Source organism: Ralstonia sp. A12 (genome assembly GCF_000801955.1).
Classification (GTDB): Bacteria; Pseudomonadota; Gammaproteobacteria; order Burkholderiales; family Burkholderiaceae; genus Ralstonia.
This window is the reverse complement of record NZ_JSZO01000020.1, coordinates 107,462-132,536: the sequence shown is the minus strand read 5'-3', so window position 1 is coordinate 132,536 and position 25,075 is coordinate 107,462. Positions and strand designations below refer to the sequence as shown.

Sequence of the window (25,075 nt, the reverse complement as noted above, 5' to 3'; positions counted from 1 at the left end):
GAGGCGTGAGGCGTGAGGCGACGTAGGGCGGGGTGCGTGAGTACGGTGGTTGAAGGTGTAGGACGGAGTCGTGCGCTGCCAAGAGATTGTTTGTTTTACCCTTGCCCTAGATGGCGCCTTGAATTTCTGTTGCAGGGAGGAAAAAGAGGGGAGGCTTGTCTGAGCGAAGCGAGTTTGCCTCCCCTCCCTCCCTGCGACAGAAATTCAAGGAGTCTTTCGCCATCTCGGGCGCGCCTTTCTTTGCTTACTTTCTTTGGCAAGACAAAGAAAGTGAGTCAGCCCCGGCAGGGGATGAAACAAGGGATGACCCGCCGCGTCGGAAGTCGGACCTCAAAGGTTCAACGTTGATCGTTCGAGGTCCATCAATGACCGTCACAGGCTCAACGTTGAGTATTGGAGAGTCATCGATGACTGTCAGAGAGTCAACGTCGGGTGTTTGAGGCTCATCAATGAGGGTCTGAGGCCCATCGATGCCCCAAATAGGTGCAACCATGAGCCTCAGAGACTCACCGTCGAGTGTTGGAGAGTCAACGATGCCAGTCAGAGGCTCAACGATGGCCCCGCCAAGTGCAACCATGGGGCTCAGCGCCTCAACCTTTGGCAAATTGGAGTCAGAAGATGCTTTCAATCGATAAACATTTGCCCGCGCCGCACGGCCTGGCCTCCGTGCTGGTCAAGCGCGCGCCCAAGTTGGTGCTGCCGTTCCTGGAGCGCAGCCGCAGCCGCCTGCGCGCCACGCTTGATGATGGCCGCGAGGTGGCCGTCGTACTGCCGCGCGGCACTGTCATGCGTGGCGGCGACGTGCTCGTCGCAGAAGACGGCACGCTGGTGGAGGTGCAAGCCGCGCCCGAGCAGGTGCTGCGCGTGACCAGCGACAACCGCCTCGCGCTAATGCGTGCGGCCTACCACCTCGGCAATCGCCACACACCCGTGCAGGTAAGCGCCGATGCGCTGCAGCTCGAAGCCGACCCGGTGCTCGAAGACATGCTCGTGCGCCTGGGCGCGACCGTCGCGCATGTGGAAGCGCCGTTCGAGCCCGAAGCGGGTGCCTACGGCGGCGGCCATCGTCACGGCCACGACGCGACGTTCGACGAGGACTATGCCGCTGCGCAGGCGTTGTTCAACGAGCATCACGGGCACGATCATGGTCACTCGCATGACCATGGACACGATCACGCACATGGTCATGACCACAGTCACGACCACGGCCATGTCCACGGCCCGGGCTGCGGTCATCACCATCATCACCATGACTAGCGTTGCCCAGCTCACCGCCTTGCTGCACCTCGCGTCCCCCGCATTGCCGGTGGGCGCGTTCAGCTATTCGCAGGGGCTGGAGGCGGCGGTGGATGTGCGGCACGTGACAGACGAGGCGTCGGCTGCGACGTGGATTGCCGAAGGGCTCGAGGTGCTCGCCGCGTGCGAGGCGCCACTGTGGCTGCTGCAATTCGCCGACTGGCAGGCGGGTCGTTTCGATGCCGTGGTCGAGCGCGATGCATGGTTCCTCGCCACGCGTGAAACGCGCGAGCTGCGTCTGGAAACATCACAGATGGGCTGGTCGCTCAATCGTCTGATTCAGCAGATGGCGTGGGGCAACGATGCGTTGCGTGCTGCGCTGTCGGCGCGTGCGTCGGTGACGTTCCCAACGGCATTTGCGGCGGCCGCTGCCGCGCTGAACGTCGATCCGCACGATGGCGTAACGGCGTACTGCTTTGCCTGGGTGGAAAACCAGATGGCCGCCGCAGTCAAGGCGGTACCGCTAGGGCAGGCGGCGGGGCAGCGCATTCTGTTTGGTCTGCATGGGGCGGTCGCGCGCGTAGTGGAAGAAGCCACACGCCGCGCGGCATGCCATCCACCTGAACTCTCCACGTTCTCACCTGGGCTGGGCGTGCTCTCTGCTCGGCATGAAACGCAATACTCAAGACTCTTTCGATCCTGAACCTGATCATCATGCGTACCAAGAAACTTCCTGCCCTGCGCGTTGGCGTGGGCGGCCCGGTGGGCTCCGGTAAGACCACGCTGCTGGAGATGCTCTGCAAGGCCATGCGCGAGCGCTACGACCTCGTGGCGATCACCAACGATATCTACACCAAGGAAGACCAGCGTCTGCTGACCATCTCAGGTGCGCTGCCGGCCGAGCGCATCATGGGTGTGGAGACAGGCGGCTGCCCGCACACTGCCATCCGCGAGGATGCTTCGATCAACCTGGAAGCCGTTGACCGCATGCTGACCAAGTTTCCGGATGCGGATGTCGTCTTCATCGAGTCGGGCGGCGATAACCTTGCGGCCACCTTCAGCCCCGAGCTGTCCGACCTGACGATCTACGTGATCGACGTGGCGGGCGGGGAGAAGATTCCGCGCAAGGGCGGGCCGGGCATCACCAAGTCTGACCTGCTTATCATCAACAAGACGGACCTGGCACCGTACGTGGGCGCATCGCTGGACGTGATGGAAAGCGACACGCGCAAGATGCGTGGTGACCGGCCGTTCGTCATGTGCAACCTGAAGGCGCAGGGCGGGCTGGATGAGGTCATCCGCTTCATTGAGCGGCAGGGCATGCTGACCACCTCAGCTTCAGCCTGATGCGACGGGCACTTGCTTGCAACGTTGCCGGTCAAATCGGCAAGGGCGTACGTTGCGGAGGTGGGTGATGAAGACGCTGCATGGGGTGGTGCTGATTGCCGCGGCATGCGGTGTTGCGGCGTGCGCGCCGGCCATCGTCGGGCCGTACTACACGATGGATGTGCGGCTGGCTGATGGAAAACCGGTGCGCTGTGCTGTGAATCAACCGGTGCACCTGCCCAACCCACCGCCGGTGCCATTGACCACCCGTGAGCGCAACGAAGCCGAGGTGCTGGCCACGCAACCGTTGCGGCTGCAAAGCGGGCCGCGTGCGCCTTATCCGACGGTGTACACAGCGCCCGACGTTACGTGCTTTGCGTTGCCTGGTACAAGTGCTCAGGCTTCCTCTGCCAAGTAGCGCCAGAGTGCCTGCGCCACTGGGCCAACCGGGCGCCCACGCAGTCGTGCGGCCACGATGTCGAGCTTGGAGCGCTTGAAGTGGCGCCCCTCCAGCGACACTAGCTTGCCGCTGCGTAACTCCTTGTCGATCAGGTGCAGCGGCATGTGGCCCCAGCCCATGCCTTGCACGATCAAATCCTTCTTGGTGTGCTGATCTGCCACCGTCCAGTTGGGCGCGTCCTTGATCACAAAGTAATCGCGTTGCGGCTGCCGTGCCGTATCGCGAATCACCACCTGCACATACGCCCGCATGTGTTCGGGCGTGAGGTTGCGTGTGGACGGCGCCGTCACGTAGCCGGGTGCGGCCACCGGTACGAGCGTCACCTTGGTCAGGTCGGCCCATTCGAAGCGGGTGTCGCTCTTGTCGATGTGGTGGATGATGAGGTCGGCCTCTTCGGCAAGCAGGCGCTCCCACGGGCCGCCAATCACCTCGAAATGCAGGTGCAGGCGCGTTTGCGGCCATGCGTTGAAGAAGCGCTTCAAGCGACGCAACATCTCGGCAGTGGGGGTGAGGTCGCCCACGATCACGCGCAGGTCGGTTTCTTCGCCTTGGCTCAGTTGCTGGCACAACGTATCGAGCGCCGCAGCCTGCCGCAGCACCACCGCCGATTGACGGCAGAACGCTTCGCCCGCCGGTGTGAGCCTGACGCGGTACTCGCTGCGGTCGAGCAGGGCCACGCCCAGCCGTTGCTCCAGATTTTTGACGGCGGCATGCACAGCCGGGTGCGTGCGGTGCAGCTTGTCGGCGGCGGCCTGGAAGCTGCCTTCCGCAATCACCGCCTCAAGACAGGCGAGTTCGTGCAGGGAGAAATCCATTGTTTGCTCGACTTACAAAGATTGGCGCAATTATTCAATTTATTTTGACAGCCTGAAAACCTAGCCTAGCACCTCCCAATGCGAAAAGGAGGCAGGAGCATGAAGGCAATCGTGCGGCAGCAATATGGTGGGCCGGAGCAGCTTTGCGTGACCGAAGCGCCGGACCCGGTGGCCGGGCAGGACGAGGTGCTCGTGCGTGTGAAGGCGTTCGGCATCAACCGCGCGGAACAGTATTTCCGGCAGGGCGAATGGGGAGAGGTGGCAGCCATTTCCGGCATTGAATGCGCCGGTGAAGTGGTCAGCGACCCGAGCGGCAGGCTGCTGGCCGGGCAGCGCGTGTTCGCCCTGATGGGCGGCATGGGGCGTTCGCGCAGTGGCAGCTACGCGGAACTGGTGGCGGTGCCGGCGGGCAACGTCGTCCCAATCCGCAGCGCGCTCGGCTGGAGCGAGCTGGCAGCCATTCCTGAGTCGTACGCCACGGCGTGGAGCGGCTTGTTCGACAACCTGGCGTTGCGGCGTGGCGATACGGTGCTGGTGCGCGGAGCCACTTCAGCGCTGGGGCTGGCTGCGCTTAACCTCGCGGCGTACACGCAGGCCCGTGTGGTGGCGACCGTGCGGCATGCAGACCGGGCGTCAGTCGCCAGAGGGAACGGCGCGGATGCCGTGTTGGTGGAGGGCGATGACATGGCAGGCGCGTTGCGCGATCTCGCTCCGGATGGCATCGACGCCGTGCTCGATCTGATCGGCACGCGCACGGTGCTGGAGTCGCTGCGGTTGGCACGGCGTGGCGGGCGTGTCTGCGTGGCTGGTTTTCTTGGTGGGCATGCGCCGATCGCGCAGTTCGATCCGCTGCAGCATCTGCCCAGCGGACGGCATCTGAGTTTCTTCGGCAGTGCGTTCGTCTATGGCACGGCGGAGTACCCGCTCACAGACGTTCCCTTTCAGCGCATCGTCGATCTGGTCGAGGCCGGTGTGCTGCGTGCCAGGCCGGCACAGGTGTTCGCCTTTGACGACATCCAGCGCGCGCATCGCATGCTGGATGCCGGCACGGCGGGCGGCAAGATGGTGGTGGAAGGCGCGCTGGCCGCGTGACGCTGCTTTTTCAATGTTCTCGGAGGCGATCCCCATGAAGCATTTTCTGCTGGAAGGCGAGCACCTTGTTCCGTTCGAGGCGCTCGCGCATCTGGTCCCTGCGCATCACGATTTTCTGCAGCGTGGTTATGACGCGGGCCACTTCTTGTTTTCCGGGCCACAGGTGCCGGCGCACGGCGGCTTTCTGGTGGCGCGGGCCGCATCGCGCGAGGCGCTGGATGCGTTGCTGGCCGACGAGCCCTTCGTGAAGGCCGGGAAGATGCGCTTCTCGCGCGTGGTCGAGTTTGATGCCGCGCAGTGTCAGCCGGTGCTGATGGCGTGGTTTGGCAAGGAGGCGCGTCAGTAGAGTCCGGGAATCAGGCGCCAGGTCCGGGCACGGTAGGCGTCGTACTCAGCGCCGAACTGCGATTGCAGCAGTGCTTCTTCCGCACGCATGCGTGCGACCAGCGGGGGAATCAGCAGCAGCGTCAGTACCACGCCGGCCAGTGCCCGGAACCCCAACCCCCAGCCCAGCGTGCTCACCAGCAACCCGAGGTAGCTCGGGTTGCGCACGTATTGATAGATCCCGCCGGTCACCAGCGTATGGCCCGGCTGGATTGCCACCAGCCCGCTGAACCGGTTGCCCAGCACGTGCACCGGCCACAGCCGCAGCGCACCGCCCACGGCATAGAGCACGACGCCCAGCCATCGCACGGCATCGCCGTCGATGCACCACAGGTTGAGCCGATCGGTGTACGCCGGCAGCCAGGCACTGATGATGCCGATCAGGCCGAACACCGGCAGCACCCACCGGTTGGATCGATCTTCGCGCTCGCCTGCGCTGAGGTTGCCGCCTGCGAACAGCGCGGCGATGGTCAACGCGACGGTCACCACGACCAGCGCCACGCGCGCCGGATGTGCAAGCAGCGGGCCGACACCGCCCCAGCCCCACGCCGCCAGCGCCAGATAGCCGAGTACCGAAATCACCGCCCCAACGCCAAGTTTGGCCGATGCCGCCATGACTGCCTCAAGAGAATCGGAATGCGCCCAGTGTAGGCCTCGCGCCGGTTGGGTGCATTGATAGCGCCCAAAAGAAAAGGCCGCATCACGCGGCCCTTTTTGGGGAGCGAAGGGTAATCAACGACGCTGATATTGCGTCGCGCCGAAAAGGATTTCCTTCGCCTTGTCGTCCTGCAGTGCCGGCCGCTCCTGAGCCAGCACCTTCACCCCGCGCTGCACGGCGGGGCGTTCTTCAATGGCTTCAAACCAGCGCTGCAGCTTGGGGTAATCCGACAGCTCGATCCCCTGGTTCTTCCAGCTGCGTAGCCACGGCCACGTGGCGATGTCGGCGATGGAGTAGTCCGCGCCGCCCAGGTACTTGGATTCCGAGAGGCGCTTGTCGATCACGCCGTACAGGCGCTTGGCTTCGTTGCTGTAGCGGTTGATCGCGTACTCGATCTTCTCCGGCGCGTAGATGCGGAAGTGGTGCGCCTGGCCGAGCATCGGGCCGACACCGCCCATCTGGAACATCAGCCACTGCAGCACTTCGTATTTGCCGCGCACATCGTCGGGGATGAACTTGCCGGTCTTGCCAGCGAGGTACAGCAGGATCGCGCCGGACTCGAACAGCGAGATGGGCTGGCCGTCCGGGCCGTCCTGATCAACGATGGCCGGGATCTTGTTGTTCGGGCTGATCTTCAGAAAGTCGGGCTTGAACTGGTCGCCGGCGCCGATGTTGATGCCGTGAACGCGGTAAGGCAGCCCGCATTCCTCCAGCATGATGTGCACTTTGTGCCCGTTGGGTGTGGCCCAGCTATAGACGTCGATCATCGAATTGGCTCCGCGAGGGAAGAGACGAGCAGGCCACCAGAAGCCTGCAAAGTATTCCATTCCAGCACAGAACGGAAAAACGCGCAGACGATGGGCATGGGCAAAAAAAATCCCCGCTTGATGCGGGGTTAAGGAGTGAACGGTATTGTCGGCGTTGTCTGTTGTTATGCGCCGCGCGTGACAGGCATGTCAGGAATGTCCTTCAGGTGCAGGTGCTTGGCCAGTTCCAGCTTGGCGATGGCGGCACGGTGCACTTCGTCTGGGCCGTCGGCCAGGCGCAGCGTGCGCTGATGCGCGTAGAACGAGGCCAGCGGGAAGTCGCCCGACACACCCGCACCGCCGTGCGCCTGGATCGCCCAGTCGACGATCTGGCAAGCGATGTTCGGCGCCACCACCTTGATCATCGCAATCTCGGCCTTGGCGACCTTGTTGCCAACCGTGTCCATCATGTACGCGGCCTTGAGCGTGAGCAGGCGGGCCTGTTCGATCATGCAGCGGGCCTCGGCAATGCGTTCGTGCCAGACACTATGCTGTGCGATGGCCTTGCCGAACGCGATGCGCGTCGTCAGGCGCTTGCACATCAGTTCCAGCGCACGCTCGGCAATGCCGATGCTGCGCATGCAGTGATGGATGCGGCCCGGGCCCAGGCGACCCTGCGCGATCTCGAAGCCACGGCCTTCACCCAGCAGGATGTTGCCCACCGGCACGCGCACATTCTTCAGGTCGACTTCCATGTGGCCGTGCGGTGCGTCGTCGTAGCCGAACACCGTCAGCGGGCGCATGACGGTGATGCCCGGCGCATCGGCCGGCACCACGATCATCGATTGCTGCTCGTGGCGGCCAGCGTCCGGGTTGGTCTTGCCCATGACGATGTACACGGCGCAGCGCGGGTCGCCTGCGCCCGACGACCACCACTTGCGGCCGTTGATGACGTACTCATCGCCCTGGCGCTCGATGCGGCATTCGATGTTGGTGGCATCCGACGAGGCCACGGCCGGCTCGGTCATCAGGAAGGCGGAGCGGATCTCGCCGCGCAGCAGCGGTTCGAGCCAGCGGTCCTTGATCGCTTCCGAGGCGTAACGCTCCAGCGTCTCCATGTTGCCGGTGTCCGGCGCGGAGCAGTTGAACACTTCCGGCGCCCAGGGCACCCGGCCCATGATCTCGCACAGCGTGGCGTATTCCAGGTTCGACAGGCCTTCCGGTGCGCGCGTCGAGCGCGGCAGGAACAGGTTCCACAGCCCGGCCTTGCGCGCCAGCGGCTTGAGTTCTTCGATCACCTTGGTCGGGATCCAGGCATTGCCCGCACGGCGGTTGGCTTCGATTTCTTCGTAGAAGCGCTGCTCGTTCGGGTAGATGTGCTGGTCGAAGAATTCGAGCAGGCGTGCCTGCATTTCCTTGACCTTCGGGGTGTAATCGAAATTCATGGTGTCTCCTCAATACATCGAACAAGCGTCTCGAACGGGCAATCCATCAAGTCAGTTCAGTTCAGACGGGCGCGGCGATACGGCCGCCGAGCACGGCAAATACGGCACTCGCGCGAGCAACCAGCCGGTCGCCGCGGTGAAAGAGCGCCTGCGCAAAGGCCAGTTTGCTGCCGGTGCGCAAGCCTTCCGGGGCGATCTCGATCCAGTCGCCTTCTGCTGCCGAGGCGATGAAATCTACGGTGAGGCTGGCGGTGGACATGGCGAGTACGCCTTCGTTGCTGTTGCCGCTGGCTGGGTCGGCCAGGCAGTAACCCAGCGCCGCATCAGCCAGCGAGGCCACCACACCGCCGTGCAGCATGCCGCGCCGGTTCAGGTGGTGGTGCCCCACATGAAAGCCCATCACCATCGACGGCCCCATGCCACGGGCATAGACCGGGCCCAGCATCGTCAGGAAGGGGCTCGGCTTATTCAGGATCTCAAAGCCGGCAGGTACAGAGCGTTCGGTGGCTGTGGTCATGGCTGATCGCATCACTCACATCAATGCCCGCAGCTTAAGCCTTCGCCTACAATAAGAGAAATGAATTTCGTAGATTGCCATTCATCAAAATCATGCATATCTCGCGGGTCGACCTGAACCTGTTCGTCGTCTTCGACGCTATCTATACGGAAGGCGGCATCACGGCGGCGGCGCGCACGCTCAACCTGACGCAGCCGGCCGTCAGCCACGCACTCGGGCGGCTGCGCGAGCTGTTTGACGACCCGCTGTTCGAGCGGCGCGGGCAGGGCATGGTGCCGACGCCGCTGGCGCGCACGCTCATCGCCGAGGTGCGCACATCGTTGCAGGGCTTTGAGCGCACGTTGCGCGAGGGCACGCGGTTTGATCCGGCCACGAGTGAACGCCGCTTCACGATCTCGATGCGCGACGCACTGGAGGCAACGTTGCTGCCGCCCCTGATGGCAGCGATTGCCAAGGAAGCGCCACGCATCGACGTGACCACGGTGCGCGGAGATCGTCGCCAGCTCGAAGCCGAGCTGCTGGCCGGCACCATTGATGCGGTGGCGGACATTCTGCTGCCGGCGTCCCCAGCCATCCGCCACGCGCCGATCCTGTCAGACCCGATGGTGGTGCTGGCGCGCCCCGGCCACCCGATCACACAGGCGCCGCTCACGCTGGATCGCTACCTGGCCTGTGAGCACGTGCAGGTGTCATCACGGCGTCGCGGGGCGGGGCTGGAAGACGTGGAGTTGCGCCGACTGGGGCGCGAGCGCCGGGTGCGCCTGCGCTGCCAGCACTACCCGGCGGCGTGCCGTGTCGTGAGTTGTACGGATTGGCTCGTCACGCTGCCAGTGCGCTACGCGCGCATTGCCAACGAGCCGTATGGCAACGTCATGCTGCCGCTGCCGTTCAACGTGCCGGCGCTGGAGTTGTACCTGTACTGGCACGCCAACAGCGATCAGGATGCCGCCGGCCGCTGGTTGCGTGATCACATCTTCGCGGCGATGGCCGAGGTAGCCTTGGATGAAGCCGCGGCTGCCTTTGCCGACGGAAACGGATAGCGCGCGCTGAACTCCGCAAAGCGCGCGGCCAGGAATTCCGCACAGGCCGTCAGCCGTGCTGGCCGATGGCGGCGCGCCAAGCTCACGAGTTGCAGTGGCGTGGGCGCATGGCTCCACGCGGGCAATGCCACCTCCAGTCGACCGGCGCTCACATCCTGCGCCACGTCCAGCCACGACTTGAACGCCAGCCCACGCCCGGCGACCGCCCAGTCGCGCACGACGGCGCCGTCATCGCATTGGAAATCGCCACGCACGTCGATGGGGGCGGGGCCGCTGGAATGCGTGAGCTGCCAGCGCGTGACGGGCTCGCCGTTGCGCAGCAGGATCAGGCAGCGGTGGTCGGCCAGATCGCTCGGATGTGCGGGCCGGCCATGCTGCTTGAAGTACGACGGCGCGCCCACGACCACGCGTGGATGCGACGCCAGCGGCCGCCGTACCAGTGCCGAATCCTGCAGATTCCCATAGCGCAGCGCGAAATCGAGGTCTTCGCGCATCAGGTCGGCCAGCCGGTCGCCCAGCACCAGCGTGACGCGCACTCCGGGGTGTTCATCGCAGAAGGCATCGAGCCACGGGCGCAGGATGTGCCGTCCCAGGTCTGAGGTGGCGGCAATCCGGATGGCGCCCGCCAGCTCGGTGCGGTCTTGACCCAGGCTTTCAGCGCCTTCATCCAACGCTTCCAGCGCCTGTCTTGCATACCCTAGATAACGCTGGCCTGCTTCAGTGGGCCGCATGCTGCGCGTGGTGCGTTCGAATAGGCGGGCGCCCAGATCAGTCTCTACACGCTTGAGCGCGGCGCTGGCGGTGGCAGGCAGCCAGCCGAGTTGTCGTGCGGCGGCGGAAAGGTTGCCGGCATCGGCAATGCGCACCAGCAGGCGGAGGTCGTCGAGGGCGATCATTGTCAAAGCCAGTTTGGAGAATCATCAAAGCATAGCCAGATTATCTTGCTTTTGTTTGATGAAAGAATCGCCCCGGTCGATTGACGGTTTTTTCTTTCTTCTCAAAGGAGCGTTGGCATGACTTCGAAGACCTTGCAGGACCAGTCGGTGGTGGTGTTGGGCGGTACGGCGGGCATTGGGCAAGCGGTGGCGCGCGCCGCAGCGGCCGCAGGCGCCCGCGTGACGGTGCTGGGCCGTTCGGCCAGGGCGGATGGCGGTATTCATGGGGTTGCTGTGGATGCAAACGACACGGCATCGTTGGCGAGCGCATTCACCCAGGCGGCGGCTGGCGGCAAGATCGACCACCTTGTCGTCACCATCGGCTCGCGCACGAGCCCGCCGCCGTTTGCCTCGCTGCAACGGGCTGATCTGGAACAGGGCTTCGGCACCAAGCTGTTTGCTGCGCTGATGGCGGTGCAGGCCGCGCTGCCGCATTTGGCGGAGCGGGCGTCGATCACACTCACATCGGGTCTGCTCTCACGCAAAGCTACCGCGACCGGGTTGCTGCGCGCATCCATCAACGCAGCCGTGGAAGCGGCTGGCAAGAACCTCGCAAAGGAACTGGCGCCGCGCCGCGTCAACGTGGTCAGCCCCGGCGTGGTGGATACGGAAGTGTGGGGCGCCCCCGCCGATCGTGAAGCAATGCTCGCGCGCATTGGCAGCGGCTTACCGGTCGGCCGTGTCGGTACGCCGGAAGATCTTGCTCAGGGCTACCTGCTGGCCATGACCAACGGCTTCATGACCGGCGCCATCATCGATATTGAAGGAGGCGGTTTGCTATGACAGAGGACAACGACTGGACATTCGACCACGTGAATTTCCACGTGGCAGGTGACGCGCCCATCCTCAAGTTCTTCGCCGACGTGTTTGGCTGGAAACCGGGGCCGCGCCCGGCGTTTCCGTTTCCCGGTACATGGCTGTACCAGAACGACGATGCGCTGGTGCACCTAGTGACGCAGGAGGGAGAGACCCCGGAGCTTGTGTTTTCGCACATTGCGTTCCGCACAAAGAAGGATGCGGCGGATGTGCTGGCTGCGGTGCGTGAAAGCGGTATCCCGCATCAGGTACGAAAACACCCCGCGCGGCCTGCCGCACAGATCTTTGTGCAGTTGCCGGGCGGGGTGGTGCTGGAGCTGGAAGCGTCGCTGTCCGGTCCGTTGGAAGCGGCGCGCGAGTACGTGTGACGCGCTGCCTTATGCGCCAGCCTGCTGGGCGTATTTCCAGCCCAGCTCGGCTATCGGGCGAGCGCGCTTGCCCGCTTCCAGCGCCTGTGCGGATGACGCCGTGCCATCCACCACGCGCTTCATGATCCCCTGCAGGATGCCCGCAATGCGGAACATGTTGTAGGCGAGGTAGAAGTTCCAGTCGCCGGTGATGCGGCGGCCGGTGCGTTCTTCGTACTGGCGGATGTACTCGGCTTCGGAAGGGATGCCGAGCGCCGCAAAGTCCAGCCCGGCCACGCCGCGGAATTGCCCAGGCTCGATATGCCAGCTCATGCAGTGGTAGCTGAAGTCGGCCAGCGGATGGCCCAGCGTCGACAGCTCCCAGTCGAGAATGGCCAGCACGCGCGGCTCGGTCGGGTGGAAGATCAGGTTGTCGAGCCGGTAGTCACCGTGGACGATGCTGGTGATCTCTTCCGCCTCTTGCGGCACGTGCTTGGGCAGCCATTCGATCAGGCTGTCCATCGCCGGAATGGACTCGGTTTCCGACAGCTTGTATTGCTTGCTCCAGCGCTCGATCTGGCGTGCGAAGTAGTTGCCGGGTTTGCCGTAGTCAGCCAGGCCGATGGCGGCGTAGTCCACGCGATGCAGCGCGGAAATGACGCGGTTCATCTCGTCGTAGATGGCGGTGCGCTCGGCGGGCTCCATGCCGGGCAGGGCCTGGTCCCACAGCACACGGCCCTGCACGAACTCCATGATGTAGAAGGCGCGGCCGATCACGGCTTCGTCTTCGCACAGCGCGAACATCTTGGGGGCCGGCACATCGGTGTTGGCCAGCGCATGCATCACGCGATACTCGCGTTCGATGGCGTGTGCGGACGGCAGCAGCTTCGCCTTCGGCCCCGGCTTGGCACGCATCACGTACGTGCGCGACGGCGTGATCAGCTTGAAGGTCGGGTTCGACTGGCCGCCCTTGAACTGCTCAACCGTGAGCGGGCCAGCAAAGCCTTCCACGTGCTCGCGCATCCACGCTTCCAGCGCGGCGATGTCGAACTTCTGCTGGTCTGCTACCGGGCGCGTGCCCTCGAAGGCCGAGAAATCCTGCTGCTCCGTCTGTGCCATGGGTATGTCTCCGAATCTTGTTGTGTGTCGAGGAAAGTTCAGGCCGGTTGGCGCGCTGGTTGCCGATGCTGAAGGTATTCCTGCAGCAGCACCTCCATCGTCGTCAGCCGTGAGCCGAGATGCGTGGGCGACGGCGGCGAGAAATTGCTCATGCGCAGCACCCAATCGCCAGGTTCGTCACCCACGTCGAGCACGTTGATGCAGCCGGCCGTCTGCGCGAGGCTGCCGTAGAACACACGCTCCCCGCCGGTGATGGCGTGCGAGAGGATCGCGCGGTTGGTGCCGCCGTGCAGCACCAGCAGCACGGTGTCCCAGTCGGGCAGGGCGCGCAGGCGTGCAATGGCGGGAATCACACGGTCGAGGAACTCGCCGACGCTCTCGCCGTTCAGGAAGCGGCGGTCTTCGCGCACCGTGCCCGCGAATGCGCCGATGAAGGCTTGCGCGAGTTCATGCTCGGGAATCTCCGCCAGCTTGCCGCCGCGAATCTCTTGCAGCTCTGGCCATTGCTCCAGCGTCAGGCCGTGTGTGGTAGCGCGCTCCTGCATCGCGGGCATCTCAGCCAGCACACGCTGCGCGGTCTCCACCGTGCGCGGTAGGCCGCTGACGATCACGCGATCGAAGACGATGTTCTCGGCGGCGAAGATCTTGCCCGCAGCGGTGGTCTGGCTGCGGCCGAGTTCGTTGAGCGGCACGGCCTCGGGCGAGCGAACAGGGCGGCCGGTTTCGTCGAAATACGTCACGGCGCCGTGGCGCATCAGATAGACGCGCCGGCGCTTGGGTGTCGGAAAGGGAACCATGTGTGCCTGCGATCAGCGATATTGCGGTTTGCGCTTCTGCAGGAAGGCGGAGATGCCTTCGTTGCCATCGGCGTGATGCAGCGCTTCGACAAAGCTGTGCTGCTCGGCCTTGAGGTGATCGTGCAGCGAGGCGTCTTCTGTGTTGGTGATCAGGCCCTTGATGCGGCCCACCGCATGCGGCGATTGCGCGGCCAGCTTCTCCGCCAGTGTCAGCGCATGGTCCAGCGCCTCGCCGGGTTTGACGACCTCGTTGATGAGGCCGAAATGCGCCAGCCGCTCTGCACCGACCGGCTTGCCGAGCATGATGATCTCGCTGGCCAGCGGACGCGGCAGGAAGCGTGCGATGTGCCACGAGCCACCGCCGTCCGGTGTGAGTGCCACGTTCACATACGCCATCACGAACTTGGCATCCGACGCGGCGATCGCAAAGTCGCACGCCAACACCAGTGAGAAGCCCGCACCCGCCGCTGGGCCTTCCACTGCGGCAATCACGGGCTTGGGGAACGTGCGAATCGTCTCGATCCAATGATTGAGCGCGTCGATGCCTTCTTCCTGCACGCTCTTGGGTTGGCTGCGGTTTGCCAGCAGCCGGTTCAGGTTGCCGCCGGCGCAGAATGCGTTGCCCGCGCCGGTAAAGATGACGGCGCGGATCTCGTTGTCGTTGGCGGCGCGGTCCAGGGCTTCCATCGACGCGGTGTACATCACCGGGTCCAGCGCGTTGCGTGCGTCAGGGTTGGACAGCGTGAGCACCAGCGTCGAGCCAATGCGTTGGGAGAGCAGTTGCGCGGTCATGGCGGCCTCGTCAGAGTGAGTGGCGGCGGTCAGGCATCAGGATCAGGCATCGAGTGTCAGCAACGACATGCCCAGACGGGCACGACGCAGCAGCCACGGGCTCGGGCGATAACGCGGGTCGCCATAGAGCGTGTAGAGGTTCTGCAGTATTTCGAGCACGGCATTCGCGCCCAGCGTATCGCCCAGTGCCAGCGGCCCTTGCGGATAGCCGAGGCCCAACGTAACGGCGAGGTCGATGTCGGTGGGCGTGGCAATGCGCTGTTGAGCGATATCGCATGCGATGTTGACGATGCACGCGACGATGCGCTGCGCGACGAAACCGCCCGAATCGCGGATCACCGTCACCGGTACGCCGTCGGAGGCGAGCAAGCCATGCGCGGCATCGCGATAGGCTGCATCGGTGGCGGGCGTGGTCATCAGCGTGCGGCGCTTGGTGGCGGCAAACGGATAGAGCGTATCGAGCGCCACGGTACGGCGTGCATCGAGTCCTTCCGCAACCACGCAAGCCGTGGCATCCAGCCCGCGCGGCGTGACGATGATCAGCGCGTCGGCGGACGGTTTGGAGCCAGCCTCGGGCGTGATGCCCAGGTTGAGCAGCAGGCGCTGTGCAGCGGCATGACCGGCTTCATGTGCGCGACTGATCCATACCGACGACGGGCGCGCGGTCGGCACAGGCGCTTCGGCGGGCACCTGCTTCTGTCCTTCCGGATAGCGATAGAAACCTTCGCCGGTCTTGCGGCCCAGGATGCCGCCGGCAAAGCGCACCGCCGTGATCTGCGAGGGGCGATAGCGCGGCTCTTCGTAGAACTGGCGGTAGACCGATTCCATCACCGGGTGCGACACATCCAGCCCCGTCAGGTCCATCAGCTCGAACGGGCCCATGCGGAAGCCGGCCTGCTCGCGCATGATCGCGTCCACGTCGGCATACGCGGCCACGCTTTCCTGCGCCACGCGCAGGCCCTCGGTGTTCATGCCTCGCCCGGCGTGGTTGACAATGAAGCCCGGCATGTCGATGCAGCGCACGGCCGTGTGGCCCATGCGCTTGGCGAGTGCGGCCAAGGCATCACCCGTGGCAGGCGCGCTGCGCAGGCCGTCGATCACCTCGACCACCTTCATCAGCGGCACCGGGTTGAAGAAGTGGAAGCCGGCCACGCGCTCGGGGTGCTTGCACGTTGCGGCAATCGCTGTGATCGACAGTGACGACGTGTTCGACGCCAGGATCGCATCGGCGCGGACGATGTCTTCGAGCTGGCGGAAGAGGTCGCGCTTGACCTCCAGCTTCTCGACGATGGCCTCGACGACGAGATCGCAGTCGGCCAGATCGGTGAGAGCGCCGGCGGGAATCAATCGAGCGACGGTGGCGTTGGCGTCCTCCGCCGTCAGCTTGCCCTTGGCGGCCAGCTTGCCGAGCGTATCGGCCAGTGCCGTACGCGCCGCTTCCACGGCGGGCGGGTTGGCATCGAACAACTTGACGCGCAGGCCGGCCTGGGCCGCGATCTGCGCAATACCGCGCCCCATGGCGCCGGTGCCTACAATCCCGATTGTCTGCATAGAAAACCTACTGCGAAGGAAAGAAGTCCAGCTAAAATAGCACGGGCGTGCGTTTTTTGGCATCCGCGCCAACCATAACAGGTAGCACCACCATCCAAGGAGATCGGTTCATGCTGACGCTATACGGTTTTTCCGCGAGCAACTACTACAACAAGGTCAAGCTCGCATTGATGGAGAAGGGCCTCCCGTTTCAGGAAGAACTGCGCTGGCCCGACCAGACCGATGGCGCAATCTCGCCGCTGCACAAGGTGCCGTATCTGAAGGATGGCGACCGCGGCATGTGCGAATCGCAGGTCATCGTCGACTATCTGGAGGCGCGCTATCCGGAACATCCGCTGGTGCCTGCGGATGCGTTTGCAGCGGCCAAGGTGCGCGAGATCGTGACCTTCCTGGAGCTGCACCTGGAATTGGTGGCGCGCCAACTGTTTCCCGAGGCGTTCTTCGGCGGCAAGGTGAGCGACAACCTGAAGGTGAAGGTGCGCGAGCAGTTGGAAAAGAACATTCCGGCGGCGGCCAAGCTGTTCAAGTTCGCGCCGTACGTCGCAGGCGACACGTTCACCATTGCGGATTGCGCCGCCATCGTGCACTTCCCGCTGGTGAGCCAGGCCACCAAGATCATCTACGGTGAAGACCTGCTGGCGCCGGTCGAGGGCGTCAAGCCCTACCTAGCTCAAATGGCCGAGAACCCCAACGTGCAGAAGATGCGGGCAGACAGCAAGGCGAACCTGGAGCAGATGCTGGCGCACTACGCAAGCAAGCGCGCCTGATCTTCACCAGCTTTACACCTTCGACAAACGCTCCAGCGCAAGTTGGAGCGTTTCGTCTTTCTTGGCGAAGCAAAAGCGCACCACGCCCGATTCGAGCGGCTGCGAGTAGAACGCCGACACGGGAATCGCCGCCACACCAATCTCGCTCGTCAGCCATTTGGCGAACTCGGCCTCGGGCAGGTCAGAGATGGCGCTGTAGTCCACGCACTGGAAGTACGTGCCCTGGCAGGGCAGCAGCTTGAAACGTGTCTTCTCCAGCCCGGCGCGGAACAGATCGCGCTTGTGCTGGTAGAACGCTGAGAGATCCAGGTACGGACGCGGATCGGCCATGTAGTTCGCCAACCCATGCTGCACCGGCGTGTTGACCGTGAACACGTTGAACTGGTGCACCTTGCGGAACTCCGCCGTGAGTGCTGCGGGTGCGGCCACGTAGCCGACCTTCCAGCCCGTCACGTGATACGTCTTGCCGAAGCTCGACACCACGAAGGCACGCCGCGCCAGCTCTGGAATGCGTGCGACTGAGGCATGCGGCACACCGTCGTACACCATGTGCTCGTACACTTCGTCGGAGAGCAGCAGCACGTTGGTCGGTGCCAGGATCTCGGCCAGCTTCTGCATGTCGTCCGCATGCCAGACCGTGCCGGTCGGGTTGTGCGGCGTGTTGAGCATGATCAGCCGCGTGCGTGGCGTGATGGCGGCGGCCAACTCGTCGAACGGGATGCGGAAGTCCGGCGCGTTCAGCGTGATCGGCACGACCTTGCCTCCGGCCAGCTCGATCGACGGGATATAGCTGTCGTACGTCGGCTCAAATACGATCACTTCGTCGCCCGGATGCACGCAGCACAGCACCGTGGTCAGCAGTGCCTGCGTGGCACCGGCGGTGATGGTGATCTCGCGGTCGGCGTCGTAGGTGTGGCCGTACAGGTTGGCGACCTTCGCGGCGATGGCCTGGCGCAGTGCGGGTACGCCGGTCATCGGCGGGTACTGGTTCAAGCCGGCGCGCATGGCGTCGGACACTGCGTCGACGATGCGTGGGTCGCAATCGAAATCCGGAAAGCCCTGGCCGAGGTTGACGGCCTGCTTCTCCACGGCCAGCGCCGACATCACGGTGAAGATGGTGGTGCCGACATTCGGCAGCCGCGAGGGCGGCGGGGCGATGGGCGCGAGCGATTCAGCGGATGGGGCAGCAGTGGTCATGACAAACGGCTTCAGGCTTGAACGAGGGGAGTGGTCTCCAACTGGACCTGTGCGACGAACTCCTTGGGCAGCAGCACCGCCACGTCGCAATACTTGGCCATGCGGCGCTTGAGCTTGAGCACGGCGCGGTCCTTGGAGACGAGATACGCGGCGTTGGCAGCATCGGCCAGCACCAGGAATTTTTGGTCGTCGCGATCCTTGCAACGCGGGACGAAGGTTTCGCCTTGCGCGCGGGCGGCGTCTTCCGGATCAGCGACCGAGCGGGTCACGCGATCGACCCAGGCGAGGGCGGCTTGCGCATCGACGGCATAGTGCGCGAACTGCGGATAGTCCAGCACGCGGCGCAGTTCTTCACGGCACGCGGGGCTGATGATGGCGTCAAGCCGGCCGGCTTCCAGCGCGGCGCGGATGGGGCGCGCAACGGCATCGTCGAAGATCAGGATGTCGACCCAGATGTTGGAGTCCAGCACCACGCGTGGTGCGGGAATCTGGGCGAGGGCGGCAGTGTCTGCCATTCGATACAATTCCAGACTTGTGAACCGCGATTCTGACATGATCATCGTCCTCTCGCCGGCCAAGTCGCTCGACTACGACACGCCGCCGCGCATCAAGACCCACACGCTGCCCGATTTCATCGCGCGCTCCGCGGAGCTTATTGAAGTGCTTCGCAAGCTGTCGCCCGCCCAGATCGGCACGCTGATGCACATTTCCGACCCGCTCGCCGTGCTCAATGCCACGCGCTATGTCGATTGGTCGGCCGAATTCACTGCCGAGAACAGCAAGCAGGCCGCACTGGCCTTCGACGGCGATGTCTATGGCGGGCTCGATGCCAATTCGCTGGCAGTCGACGATCTGCAGTTCGCGCAGAAGCATCTGCGCATTCTGTCGGGCCTGTACGGCGTGCTGCGCCCGCTCGACTGGATGCAGCCGTATCGCCTGGAGATGGGCACGCGCCTAGCCAATCCGCACGGAAAGGACCTCTACGCCTTCTGGGGCGACGAGGTGACGCTCGCGCTCAACAAGCTCTTCAAGCAGGACGATGACCCCGTGCTCGTCAACCTCGCGTCGGAAGAGTATTTCAAGGTGGTGCGGCCCAAGGTGCTGAAGGCGCGCATCGTCACCCCCGTTTTTGAAGACTGGAAGAACGGCCAGTACAAGATCATCTCGTTCTATGCCAAACGCGCGCGCGGTCTGATGGCGCGCTACGCGATCGAGCACCGCATCACCGATCCGCGCAAGCTCAAGGCGTTCGATGTCGACGGCTATGCGTTTGCTGCGGCCGATTCCGACGACGAGCGCTGGGTCTTCCGCCGCAAGCTCACCTGATGACAGGATTCGACATGACTGCTACCCAACCGACCATCTCCAGCACATTCGACAGCGGCGCCATCGAGATTGTCGACGCCGCGCGCGCGGATGCCATCCGCCTGCGTATCCGCCGCGATTCGCATGCTGATTTCACGCAGTGGTTCCACTTCCGCCTGCAAGGCGTGCAGGGCCAAGCGTGCAAACTCGCCCTGGAAAACGCAGGCGAGTGCACGTACGCCGCCGGCTGGAAGGACTACCACGCGGTTGCCTCGTACGACCGCGAGCACTGGTTCCGCGTGCCGACGCGCTATGACGGCAAGACCATGACCATCGAGCTGACGCCCGAGCACGACAGCATCTGGTTTGCGTATTTCGAGCCGTACTCAGATGAGCGCCACCTGTCGCTCGTGGCCGCCGCGCAAACGAAGCCCGGTGTGCGCACGCAGCGCCTTGGCAGCACGGTGCAGGGCCGCGACATGACGAGCATCACCGTTGGCGAACCCGGCCCCGGCAAGAAGAACGTGTGGATCATCGCGCGCCAGCATCCGGGCGAGACGATGGCCGAGTGGTTTGTCGAAGGCTTGCTCGCCCGCTTGACGCGTCAAGGTGTGTGGGGCGGAGACCCGATCGGCCGCGTGCTGGCTGAGCGCGCCGTCTTCCACATCGTCCCGAACATGAACCCGGACGGCTCCTCTCTGGGCAACTTGCGCACCAACGCCGCCGGCGCCAACTTGAACCGTGAATGGATGGAGCCCGACGCCCAGCGTAGCCCCGAAGTGCTGTGCGTGCGCCAGGCCATCGAGCAGACCGGCGTCGACCTGTTCTTCGACATCCACGGCGATGAAGCGCTGCCCTACGTGTTCGTGGCAGGCAGCGAGATGTTGCCGGGCTTTACCGATGTGCAGCGTGCCGATCAGGACCGCTTTGTCGCGGCTTTCTTGCGCGCATCGCCGGACTTCCAGACGCAATACGGCTACGAGGCCAGCAAGTACAACGAAGACGCGCTCAAGCTCGCTTCGAAGTACATCGGCCACACCTATGGCTGCCTGTCGTTGACGCTGGAAATGCCGTTCAAGGACAACGCCGATCTGCCCGACGCACGCGTGGGTTGGGACGGCGCCCGCAGCGCCGCATTGGGTGCGGCCATGCTGCAGGCGATCCTGGAGTATCTCGGCTGATTGAGACTGATGGCGCCAAAGCCGTCAACCGAAGCCTAAACGACAACGCGCCTCCAGAGATCTGGCGGCGCGTTTGTCTTTACTGGCCGGTCGACTTTTTCGTCGTCTTCTTGGCCGTCGACTTGGCAGTGGATTTGCCGGTCGAAGTCGATTTGGTCTTGGCCGTGCCGCCGCCCTTGGCGGACTTGCCCGTGGACTTCGTCGAGGCCTTGCCCTTGGCAGTGCTCTTGCCGTGCACTGCCGAGGTCGTGCAACGATGACCGCGACGGCAGTGGGTTCGAGTTGCCGTTGACGACGGTGCGGCGGCCGGCGCGGCGAAGGGCTCGCCGTTGGCGTTGAGCAACTCGTACGCCAGCATCATCCCTTCGTCATAACCGCAGCGCACGCGCACCGGCTCCCACTGGTCATTGCCCGTGCCGCGCTTGTGCACGGCGGCATTGAAGCTGACGACGCTCGAAACTTTGACCGCGCCTTGCTTGCTGGAGGAGAAGCGCGAGTCCCACGGCTCGACCTTGGCCTGGTCATTGGACAGCGCGCCGGTCGGCAGGCGGAACTGATCGAAGTTGGTCGAGCGCGGGATGATCCAGCTCGCATGCGCGGCGCAGTCGGCCACGTCGGGGCGGGCACCTTCCGATTGGATCAGGCGGTCACGGGTTTGCGCGCGGTACTCGGACAAGCTCATCTTGTCCTTGGACGGCAGGTTGACCGTGGTATTGCCGCTGGCGTCGGTCGAGCCGAAGACGATGGGCGGCGTGGTCGGTACGGGCTGCGTGGCCGGCTTGGTTTGCGCGGCTTGAGCGCTCGGCGTGGCGTTGGTGGCCTGGGCCGACGCATCGGTCGGTTCAGTCTGCAAGTTAGAGCAGGCGGCCAGCAAAGCGACGACGCCGAGACAGAGTAGTTTGGGTCGCAACATCACGAGTGTTACAGGGTGTCGGCGTGGAAATCGCCATGATAGAGGAAAGCTCGCGCTGAAAGTTCCTGCTAGTTACCCCAATGCGTCCCCAATGCGGCACATCAAGCGATTTTGCTGTAACAGCGCGTTACGGCACGGTGTTGGTTACCAAGTGATCATCATTGCTTGGTGAACAACCATGCAAGCGACCATTCGTCGGTGCGCGCCTCGTAGCGGATACCCTTGCGCATGGCCCACGTAGCGAGCTGATGGTGCGACGGGATGATCGCGTAGTCGGTCTGCGCAAAGCGTGCTGCGGTCTTGGCGGCCTGCTCGTGGGCTTGTTCGCTCGATACTGTTGAGAGTGACGTCTGCACCAGCTTGTCCAGCTCCGGATTGCTGTAGCGGCCCCAGTTCCAGGTGCCGTAGCCGGTCTGCGCATTTGGCGTGCCAAGAATGCTGCGCAGTGCCACATCTGCCGCCACCGAGCCCCAGCCCAGCATCATGAACGAGAACTCGCCCTGGCGCGCACGTGTGAAGTACGCCGCCACCGGCAGTGTTTCCACCTTGGTCTGAATGCCAACGCGCGTGAGCAACTGCGCGGTGGTTTGCGCAACCTGCGCATCGTTTAGATAGCGGTTGTTGGTGGCATGCAGCGTGAGCCCGAAACCGTTCGGATAACCTGCCTCGGCCAGCAGTTTCTTCGCGCGCTCTGCGTCGTACGGAATCGGCTTGCCGCCAGGGTGCCCGAAGATTTGCGGCGACACGATGCTCGATGCCACCACGCCCTGGCCCTCGAGCACGCGCGAGACGATCGCATCGCGATTGATGGCGAGCGCCACGGCTTCACGCACGCGGTGGTCCTTGAACGGATTCTTGGCGAGCGGCTTGCCAGCCTTGTCCGTGATGAACGGCGACACATCGCGGCTCTGATCCATCTGCCAGAAGATCGTGCGCCACGACACCTGCTGCTCCAGGTGGAACTTCGGGTTCTGCTTGATGCGCGGCACATCGGCGGCGGGCACCGCTTCCACGACATCGACATCGCCAGAGAGCAGGGCGGCTGTGCGTGCCGCGTTGTCGGTGATGATTTTGAAAGTCACCTTGTCCCACTGCGGCACATGGCCCCAGTAGTTCGGGTTCTTCTTCAGCACGATCTCCTGCCCGCGCGTGAAGTGGTCAAACACGAACGGGCCCGTGCCGATCATGGCGCGGCCGGCATCGAAATCCGCCTGTGACGCGTCTGCGACCTTCTTGGGGATGATCGGCAGGCTGTTCAGGTCGTTCGGGATGCTCGCGTAGTTCGGAATCGACACCTTCAGCCGCACCGTGAGCGGATCAACGATCTGCACTTCGGTGATCGACTTGGTGTAGCTCGTGAACGGGCCCGGGCTGTTGGTCAGGCGTGCCGGGCGCTCGATGGACGCTTTCGCGTCTTCGCCGGTGAAGGGCGTGCCGTCGCTCCATTTCACGTTCGGGCGCAGCTTGATTTCCCACGTGTTGGCGTCGATGGCCTTCCATGACGTGGCCAAGCCCGGCGTGTAGCGGCCGTTCTTATCGAGGAAGACTAGCGACTCGAAGACGTGCAGCGCCATGGCGTTGTTGGGGCCGGCGTTGTTCCATTGCGGGTCCATCGACGTGACGTCGGCGGACAGGCCGATGCGCAGGTCGTCGGCTTGCGCGGCCAACGGCACCGCGGCAGTCGCAACCAGCGCGCAAGCGGCGAGGTTGCGGATCAAGGCGCGAAGCAGGGGGCGGGTTGTCATCGGAGGGCTCCTGGAGTTCGGGCGGTGATGCCATGTGGCGAGAGAGCGTCATTGTGCCGTAGGCCGACTGGACGCGTGCGACGCAAACCAACAATCAATATGAACGACGCTGCAGCAATAAAAAAGCCACCCGAAGGTGGCTTGATCACTTGCAGGGGCGCATCAGTGGAACAGCGGTTGCTGCGTCGGCGCGTCTTCGGGCATTTCGGCATGCACGATCTCGGCGGAGCGATCCGCATAGAGCGGGGCGCCGCAGTCTTCGCAGTACTCCGGCTCGAAGAGCTGGCCGTGGCGGAAGATGTCTTCAATTCCGCAGGCGCGCAACTCGTCGCAGATCTGCTCCAGCGGGCTGCCGGGTTCGCCCTCGGCGGCGACATCCGTGGCGCCGCCGTCGCGGCCGTAGACGGGCCAGACGATGCCGTAGATCAGCTCTTTCTCGCCGCGCACGGTAAAGGCCACGCGGTATTCCTCAATCTGCTCTTCGCCGAATGCGCCGATGATGGCGCTGAAACGGTTGGCCGGCAGATCCAGCGCGCCTTGCAGGTAATTGACTGCGGCACGCACAGTCAGCGGGCGGATCTGCTTGTCGGACTCGCGGCAGGACAGGAAGAAGGCATCCGGCAGCAGCAGATCGAACTCGCAGCCCGGCATCAGCGTGGAGATGGTCGGCGTGACCTGCTCGCGCCATTGCTCCAGGCAGGTGGTGCGCTCGGCGTGGTGCTCCTTGGCGTCTTCCTGCCAGCGGAACAGCGGCTGGCCGTGCTGGGCCACGACGATGGCCACCAGGTAGCGCGGATCGGCCAAGATAGGCGCCGTTTCGGGCATGTCGCGCAGGTCGACCTTGGGCGGCTGACCGGACAGCGCATGCGCCGCCAGCTTGTGCGTGAGAGCGAAGGTGTCGGAATGCGTGCGCGGGAGCTGGTCGATGCTGTACAGGTACGGCGCGAGTGCCACGCGAGCGCTGGACGCCATCACGTGCGCCTGCAGGTGCACCTGCAGCGTCTGCGCCAGCTCGGGCTTGATCGCGCCCGACGGGATCATGTAGCGCGTGTGCGCGAGGATGGGCGCCGCAATCAGCAGCGCATCGTATTCAACGCCACCCGACGTGAGCACCGCCGATTCGGCCAGCGTCTCGGCCTGTTCGGCCAGTACGTCGGAGGCTTCCTCGTTGTGCTTGAAGAGGTGGTCGAGCGCGGCGTCGAGCGCGGTCTGGCTGCCGTTCTTGAGCAGCCGGGAGAGACGTTCGGACAGCCGTTGTTCCCAGTAGACGTCTTCGATGCGGCTGCCTGACGCATCGAGCGCCAATGCATCGGCTACAAGCCGTTCGGCATCGGGGGAAAGACGTTGGGGGGCCTTGGAGCGGAATCCTGCCATGCTGTGCCGTACCGGTCGATTGGAAAGAAGGGGCGTTATTTTACCCTTGGTCGCTGCTGCGTGATGCTTTCTCGGCGAAACCCCTAAGGCTTGGCGGCGGGTGCCGATGCTTCGGCGACCACGTCATGGGCAGAAGCCGGGGCAGATGCGGCGACCGGCTCCGATGCTGCTGGCGCGCTTGCAGAGGCGGCGGGCGCCACAGCAGAAGCGGGTGCTTCCATCGGCGGGGGCTGTGGCACGGGCGCGGGCGCGGCTGTCACGGCAGGTGACGTTGCTGCGGCGGCAGTCGGTGCCTGGGCATCGGTCTGCGGCGCCTTGAACAGGATGTAGAACACGGCGGCCGCCACGACGAGTAGGGCGAGGACCACTTTGGCCATGGGTGCGAAGCTCCTGCGGATGAAACGATCGGGCGAGAGCCGGGTAGTGGAGGACGATTCCGTCACGCGGCCTATTCGGCACACTCTACCAAAGCCCGCGTTCGGATTGGTACATCGTCACCTTGTTTGATTTGGCCGGC

At 64.2% G+C, this 25,075-nt stretch carries 28 protein-coding genes; 12 read left to right on the top strand and 16 right to left on the bottom strand.

The window, feature by feature from the left end; all coding sequences use genetic code 11:
• Positions 1–618 precede the first annotated feature (618 nt).
• From ureE to PI87_RS21330, 4 genes are all read left to right on the top strand, one after another.
• Positions 619–1,257 carry an urease accessory protein UreE gene (ureE, locus tag PI87_RS21345; protein ID WP_039599723.1) on the top strand — a complete coding sequence of 213 codons (639 nt, stop codon included), beginning with the start codon at positions 619–621 and terminating at the stop codon, positions 1,255–1,257.
• Positions 1,250–1,939: an urease accessory protein UreF gene (locus tag PI87_RS21340; RefSeq protein WP_039599743.1), complete on the top strand. Its 690-nt coding sequence runs from the start codon at positions 1,250–1,252 to the stop codon at positions 1,937–1,939. Before ureE ends, PI87_RS21340 begins: the two co-directional genes overlap by 8 nt.
• 11 nt (positions 1,940–1,950) lie before the next feature.
• Positions 1,951–2,583, top strand: a complete 633-nt coding sequence (gene ureG / locus PI87_RS21335; protein ID WP_039599722.1) for an urease accessory protein UreG — start codon at positions 1,951–1,953, stop codon at positions 2,581–2,583.
• Positions 2,584–2,650: 67 nt separating this feature from the next.
• Positions 2,651–2,980 (top strand): hypothetical protein, encoded by a 330-nt coding sequence (locus PI87_RS21330; protein ID WP_039599721.1) that lies wholly within the window; start codon positions 2,651–2,653, stop codon positions 2,978–2,980.
• Here the strand turns inward: PI87_RS21330 and PI87_RS21325 are convergent.
• Complete coding sequence (locus PI87_RS21325) at positions 2,959–3,837, bottom strand: LysR family transcriptional regulator (RefSeq protein ID WP_039599720.1); 879 nt, start codon at positions 3,835–3,837, stop codon at positions 2,959–2,961. The two genes, PI87_RS21330 and PI87_RS21325, sit on opposite strands and share 22 nt — an antisense overlap.
• A gap of 99 nt (positions 3,838–3,936) precedes the next feature.
• Here PI87_RS21325 and PI87_RS21320 point away from each other — a divergent pair, with 99 nt between their 5' ends.
• The gene (locus PI87_RS21320) at positions 3,937–4,929 is read left to right on the top strand and encodes a zinc-binding dehydrogenase (protein WP_039599719.1); all 993 of its coding nucleotides are present in this window, start codon (positions 3,937–3,939) and stop codon (positions 4,927–4,929) included.
• Positions 4,930–4,963: 34 nt separating this feature from the next.
• Positions 4,964–5,275, top strand: coding sequence for a YciI family protein (locus PI87_RS21315; RefSeq protein WP_039599718.1), 312 nt, complete (start codon positions 4,964–4,966; stop codon positions 5,273–5,275).
• Here the strand turns inward: PI87_RS21315 and PI87_RS21310 are convergent.
• The 4 genes from PI87_RS21310 to PI87_RS21295 form a co-directional block, all read right to left on the bottom strand.
• Positions 5,269–5,928: a methyltransferase family protein gene (locus PI87_RS21310; protein WP_039599717.1), complete on the bottom strand. Its 660-nt coding sequence runs from the start codon at positions 5,926–5,928 to the stop codon at positions 5,269–5,271. The genes PI87_RS21315 and PI87_RS21310 overlap by 7 nt on opposite strands.
• 117 nt (positions 5,929–6,045) lie before the next feature.
• On the bottom strand, positions 6,046–6,738 hold the full coding sequence (locus tag PI87_RS21305; protein ID WP_039599716.1) for a glutathione binding-like protein: 693 nt from the start codon (positions 6,736–6,738) through the stop codon (positions 6,046–6,048).
• A gap of 164 nt (positions 6,739–6,902) precedes the next feature.
• Entirely contained in the window at positions 6,903–8,162 is a 1,260-nt protein-coding gene (locus PI87_RS21300) for an acyl-CoA dehydrogenase family protein (protein ID WP_039599715.1), read from the bottom strand.
• Positions 8,163–8,223: 61 nt separating this feature from the next.
• Entirely contained in the window at positions 8,224–8,679 is a 456-nt protein-coding gene (locus PI87_RS21295; RefSeq protein ID WP_052321663.1) for a PaaI family thioesterase, read from the bottom strand.
• A gap of 92 nt (positions 8,680–8,771) precedes the next feature.
• Here PI87_RS21295 and PI87_RS21290 point away from each other — a divergent pair, with 92 nt between their 5' ends.
• A complete protein-coding gene (locus tag PI87_RS21290; protein WP_039599742.1) occupies positions 8,772–9,719 on the top strand; it encodes a LysR family transcriptional regulator in 948 nt (315 codons plus the stop codon).
• Here PI87_RS21290 and PI87_RS21285 read toward each other — a convergent pair.
• Positions 9,647–10,615 (bottom strand): LysR family transcriptional regulator, encoded by a 969-nt coding sequence (locus PI87_RS21285; RefSeq protein WP_039599713.1) that lies wholly within the window; start codon positions 10,613–10,615, stop codon positions 9,647–9,649. The genes PI87_RS21290 and PI87_RS21285 overlap by 73 nt on opposite strands.
• 117 nt (positions 10,616–10,732) lie before the next feature.
• On the opposite strand from PI87_RS21285, the gene PI87_RS21280 reads away from it, so the two are divergent.
• Both PI87_RS21280 and PI87_RS21275 read left to right on the top strand, forming a co-directional pair.
• Positions 10,733–11,437: an SDR family oxidoreductase gene (locus PI87_RS21280; RefSeq protein WP_039599712.1), complete on the top strand. Its 705-nt coding sequence runs from the start codon at positions 10,733–10,735 to the stop codon at positions 11,435–11,437.
• Positions 11,434–11,838 carry a glyoxalase gene (locus PI87_RS21275; protein WP_039599711.1) on the top strand — a complete coding sequence of 135 codons (405 nt, stop codon included), beginning with the start codon at positions 11,434–11,436 and terminating at the stop codon, positions 11,836–11,838. The genes PI87_RS21280 and PI87_RS21275 overlap by 4 nt, the downstream gene beginning before the upstream one ends.
• A 9-nt stretch (positions 11,839–11,847) precedes the next feature.
• On the opposite strand, the gene PI87_RS21270 is transcribed toward PI87_RS21275, so the two are convergent.
• Genes PI87_RS21270 through PI87_RS21255 form a run of 4 tightly spaced genes read right to left on the bottom strand, consistent with a single transcriptional unit; the run spans position 11,848 to position 16,076 of the window.
• Positions 11,848–12,936, bottom strand: a complete 1,089-nt coding sequence (locus PI87_RS21270; RefSeq protein WP_039599710.1) for a phosphotransferase — start codon at positions 12,934–12,936, stop codon at positions 11,848–11,850.
• A gap of 38 nt (positions 12,937–12,974) precedes the next feature.
• Positions 12,975–13,733 (bottom strand): histidine phosphatase family protein, encoded by a 759-nt coding sequence (locus PI87_RS21265; RefSeq protein WP_039599709.1) that lies wholly within the window; start codon positions 13,731–13,733, stop codon positions 12,975–12,977.
• A gap of 12 nt (positions 13,734–13,745) precedes the next feature.
• Positions 13,746–14,525, bottom strand: coding sequence for an oxepin-CoA hydrolase, alternative type (locus tag PI87_RS21260; protein ID WP_039599708.1), 780 nt, complete (start codon positions 14,523–14,525; stop codon positions 13,746–13,748).
• A gap of 42 nt (positions 14,526–14,567) precedes the next feature.
• Positions 14,568–16,076: a 3-hydroxyacyl-CoA dehydrogenase gene (locus tag PI87_RS21255; RefSeq protein ID WP_039599707.1), complete on the bottom strand. Its 1,509-nt coding sequence runs from the start codon at positions 16,074–16,076 to the stop codon at positions 14,568–14,570.
• A gap of 110 nt (positions 16,077–16,186) precedes the next feature.
• Here PI87_RS21255 and PI87_RS21250 point away from each other — a divergent pair, with 110 nt between their 5' ends.
• Positions 16,187–16,843, top strand: coding sequence for a glutathione S-transferase (locus PI87_RS21250; protein WP_039599706.1), 657 nt, complete (start codon positions 16,187–16,189; stop codon positions 16,841–16,843).
• 12 nt (positions 16,844–16,855) lie between these two features.
• On the opposite strand, the gene PI87_RS21245 is transcribed toward PI87_RS21250, so the two are convergent.
• A complete protein-coding gene (locus PI87_RS21245; RefSeq protein WP_039599705.1) occupies positions 16,856–18,040 on the bottom strand; it encodes a pyridoxal phosphate-dependent aminotransferase in 1,185 nt (394 codons plus the stop codon).
• A gap of 11 nt (positions 18,041–18,051) precedes the next feature.
• Entirely contained in the window at positions 18,052–18,555 is a 504-nt protein-coding gene (locus tag PI87_RS21240) for a putative toxin-antitoxin system toxin component, PIN family (protein ID WP_039599704.1), read from the bottom strand.
• A 37-nt stretch (positions 18,556–18,592) separates the two neighbouring features.
• Here PI87_RS21240 and yaaA point away from each other — a divergent pair, with 37 nt between their 5' ends.
• Entirely contained in the window at positions 18,593–19,366 is a 774-nt protein-coding gene (yaaA, locus tag PI87_RS21235) for a peroxide stress protein YaaA (RefSeq protein WP_039599703.1), read from the top strand.
• Positions 19,367–19,380: 14 nt separating this feature from the next.
• Positions 19,381–20,526 (top strand): M14 family metallopeptidase, encoded by a 1,146-nt coding sequence (locus tag PI87_RS21230; protein ID WP_039599741.1) that lies wholly within the window; start codon positions 19,381–19,383, stop codon positions 20,524–20,526.
• A 79-nt stretch (positions 20,527–20,605) separates the two neighbouring features.
• Here the strand turns inward: PI87_RS21230 and PI87_RS21225 are convergent, their stop codons facing one another.
• From PI87_RS21225 to PI87_RS21210, 4 genes are all read right to left on the bottom strand, one after another.
• Positions 20,606–21,439 carry a BspC domain-containing protein gene (locus PI87_RS21225; protein ID WP_039599702.1) on the bottom strand — a complete coding sequence of 278 codons (834 nt, stop codon included), beginning with the start codon at positions 21,437–21,439 and terminating at the stop codon, positions 20,606–20,608.
• Positions 21,440–21,597: 158 nt separating this feature from the next.
• Positions 21,598–23,184 (bottom strand): ABC transporter substrate-binding protein, encoded by a 1,587-nt coding sequence (locus PI87_RS21220; protein ID WP_039599701.1) that lies wholly within the window; start codon positions 23,182–23,184, stop codon positions 21,598–21,600.
• 162 nt (positions 23,185–23,346) lie between these two features.
• The gene (locus PI87_RS21215; protein ID WP_039599700.1) at positions 23,347–24,558 is read right to left on the bottom strand and encodes a DUF2863 family protein; all 1,212 of its coding nucleotides are present in this window, start codon (positions 24,556–24,558) and stop codon (positions 23,347–23,349) included.
• An 83-nt stretch (positions 24,559–24,641) separates the two neighbouring features.
• Positions 24,642–24,935: a hypothetical protein gene (locus PI87_RS21210; RefSeq protein WP_039599699.1), complete on the bottom strand. Its 294-nt coding sequence runs from the start codon at positions 24,933–24,935 to the stop codon at positions 24,642–24,644.
• Positions 24,936–25,075 lie beyond the last annotated feature (140 nt).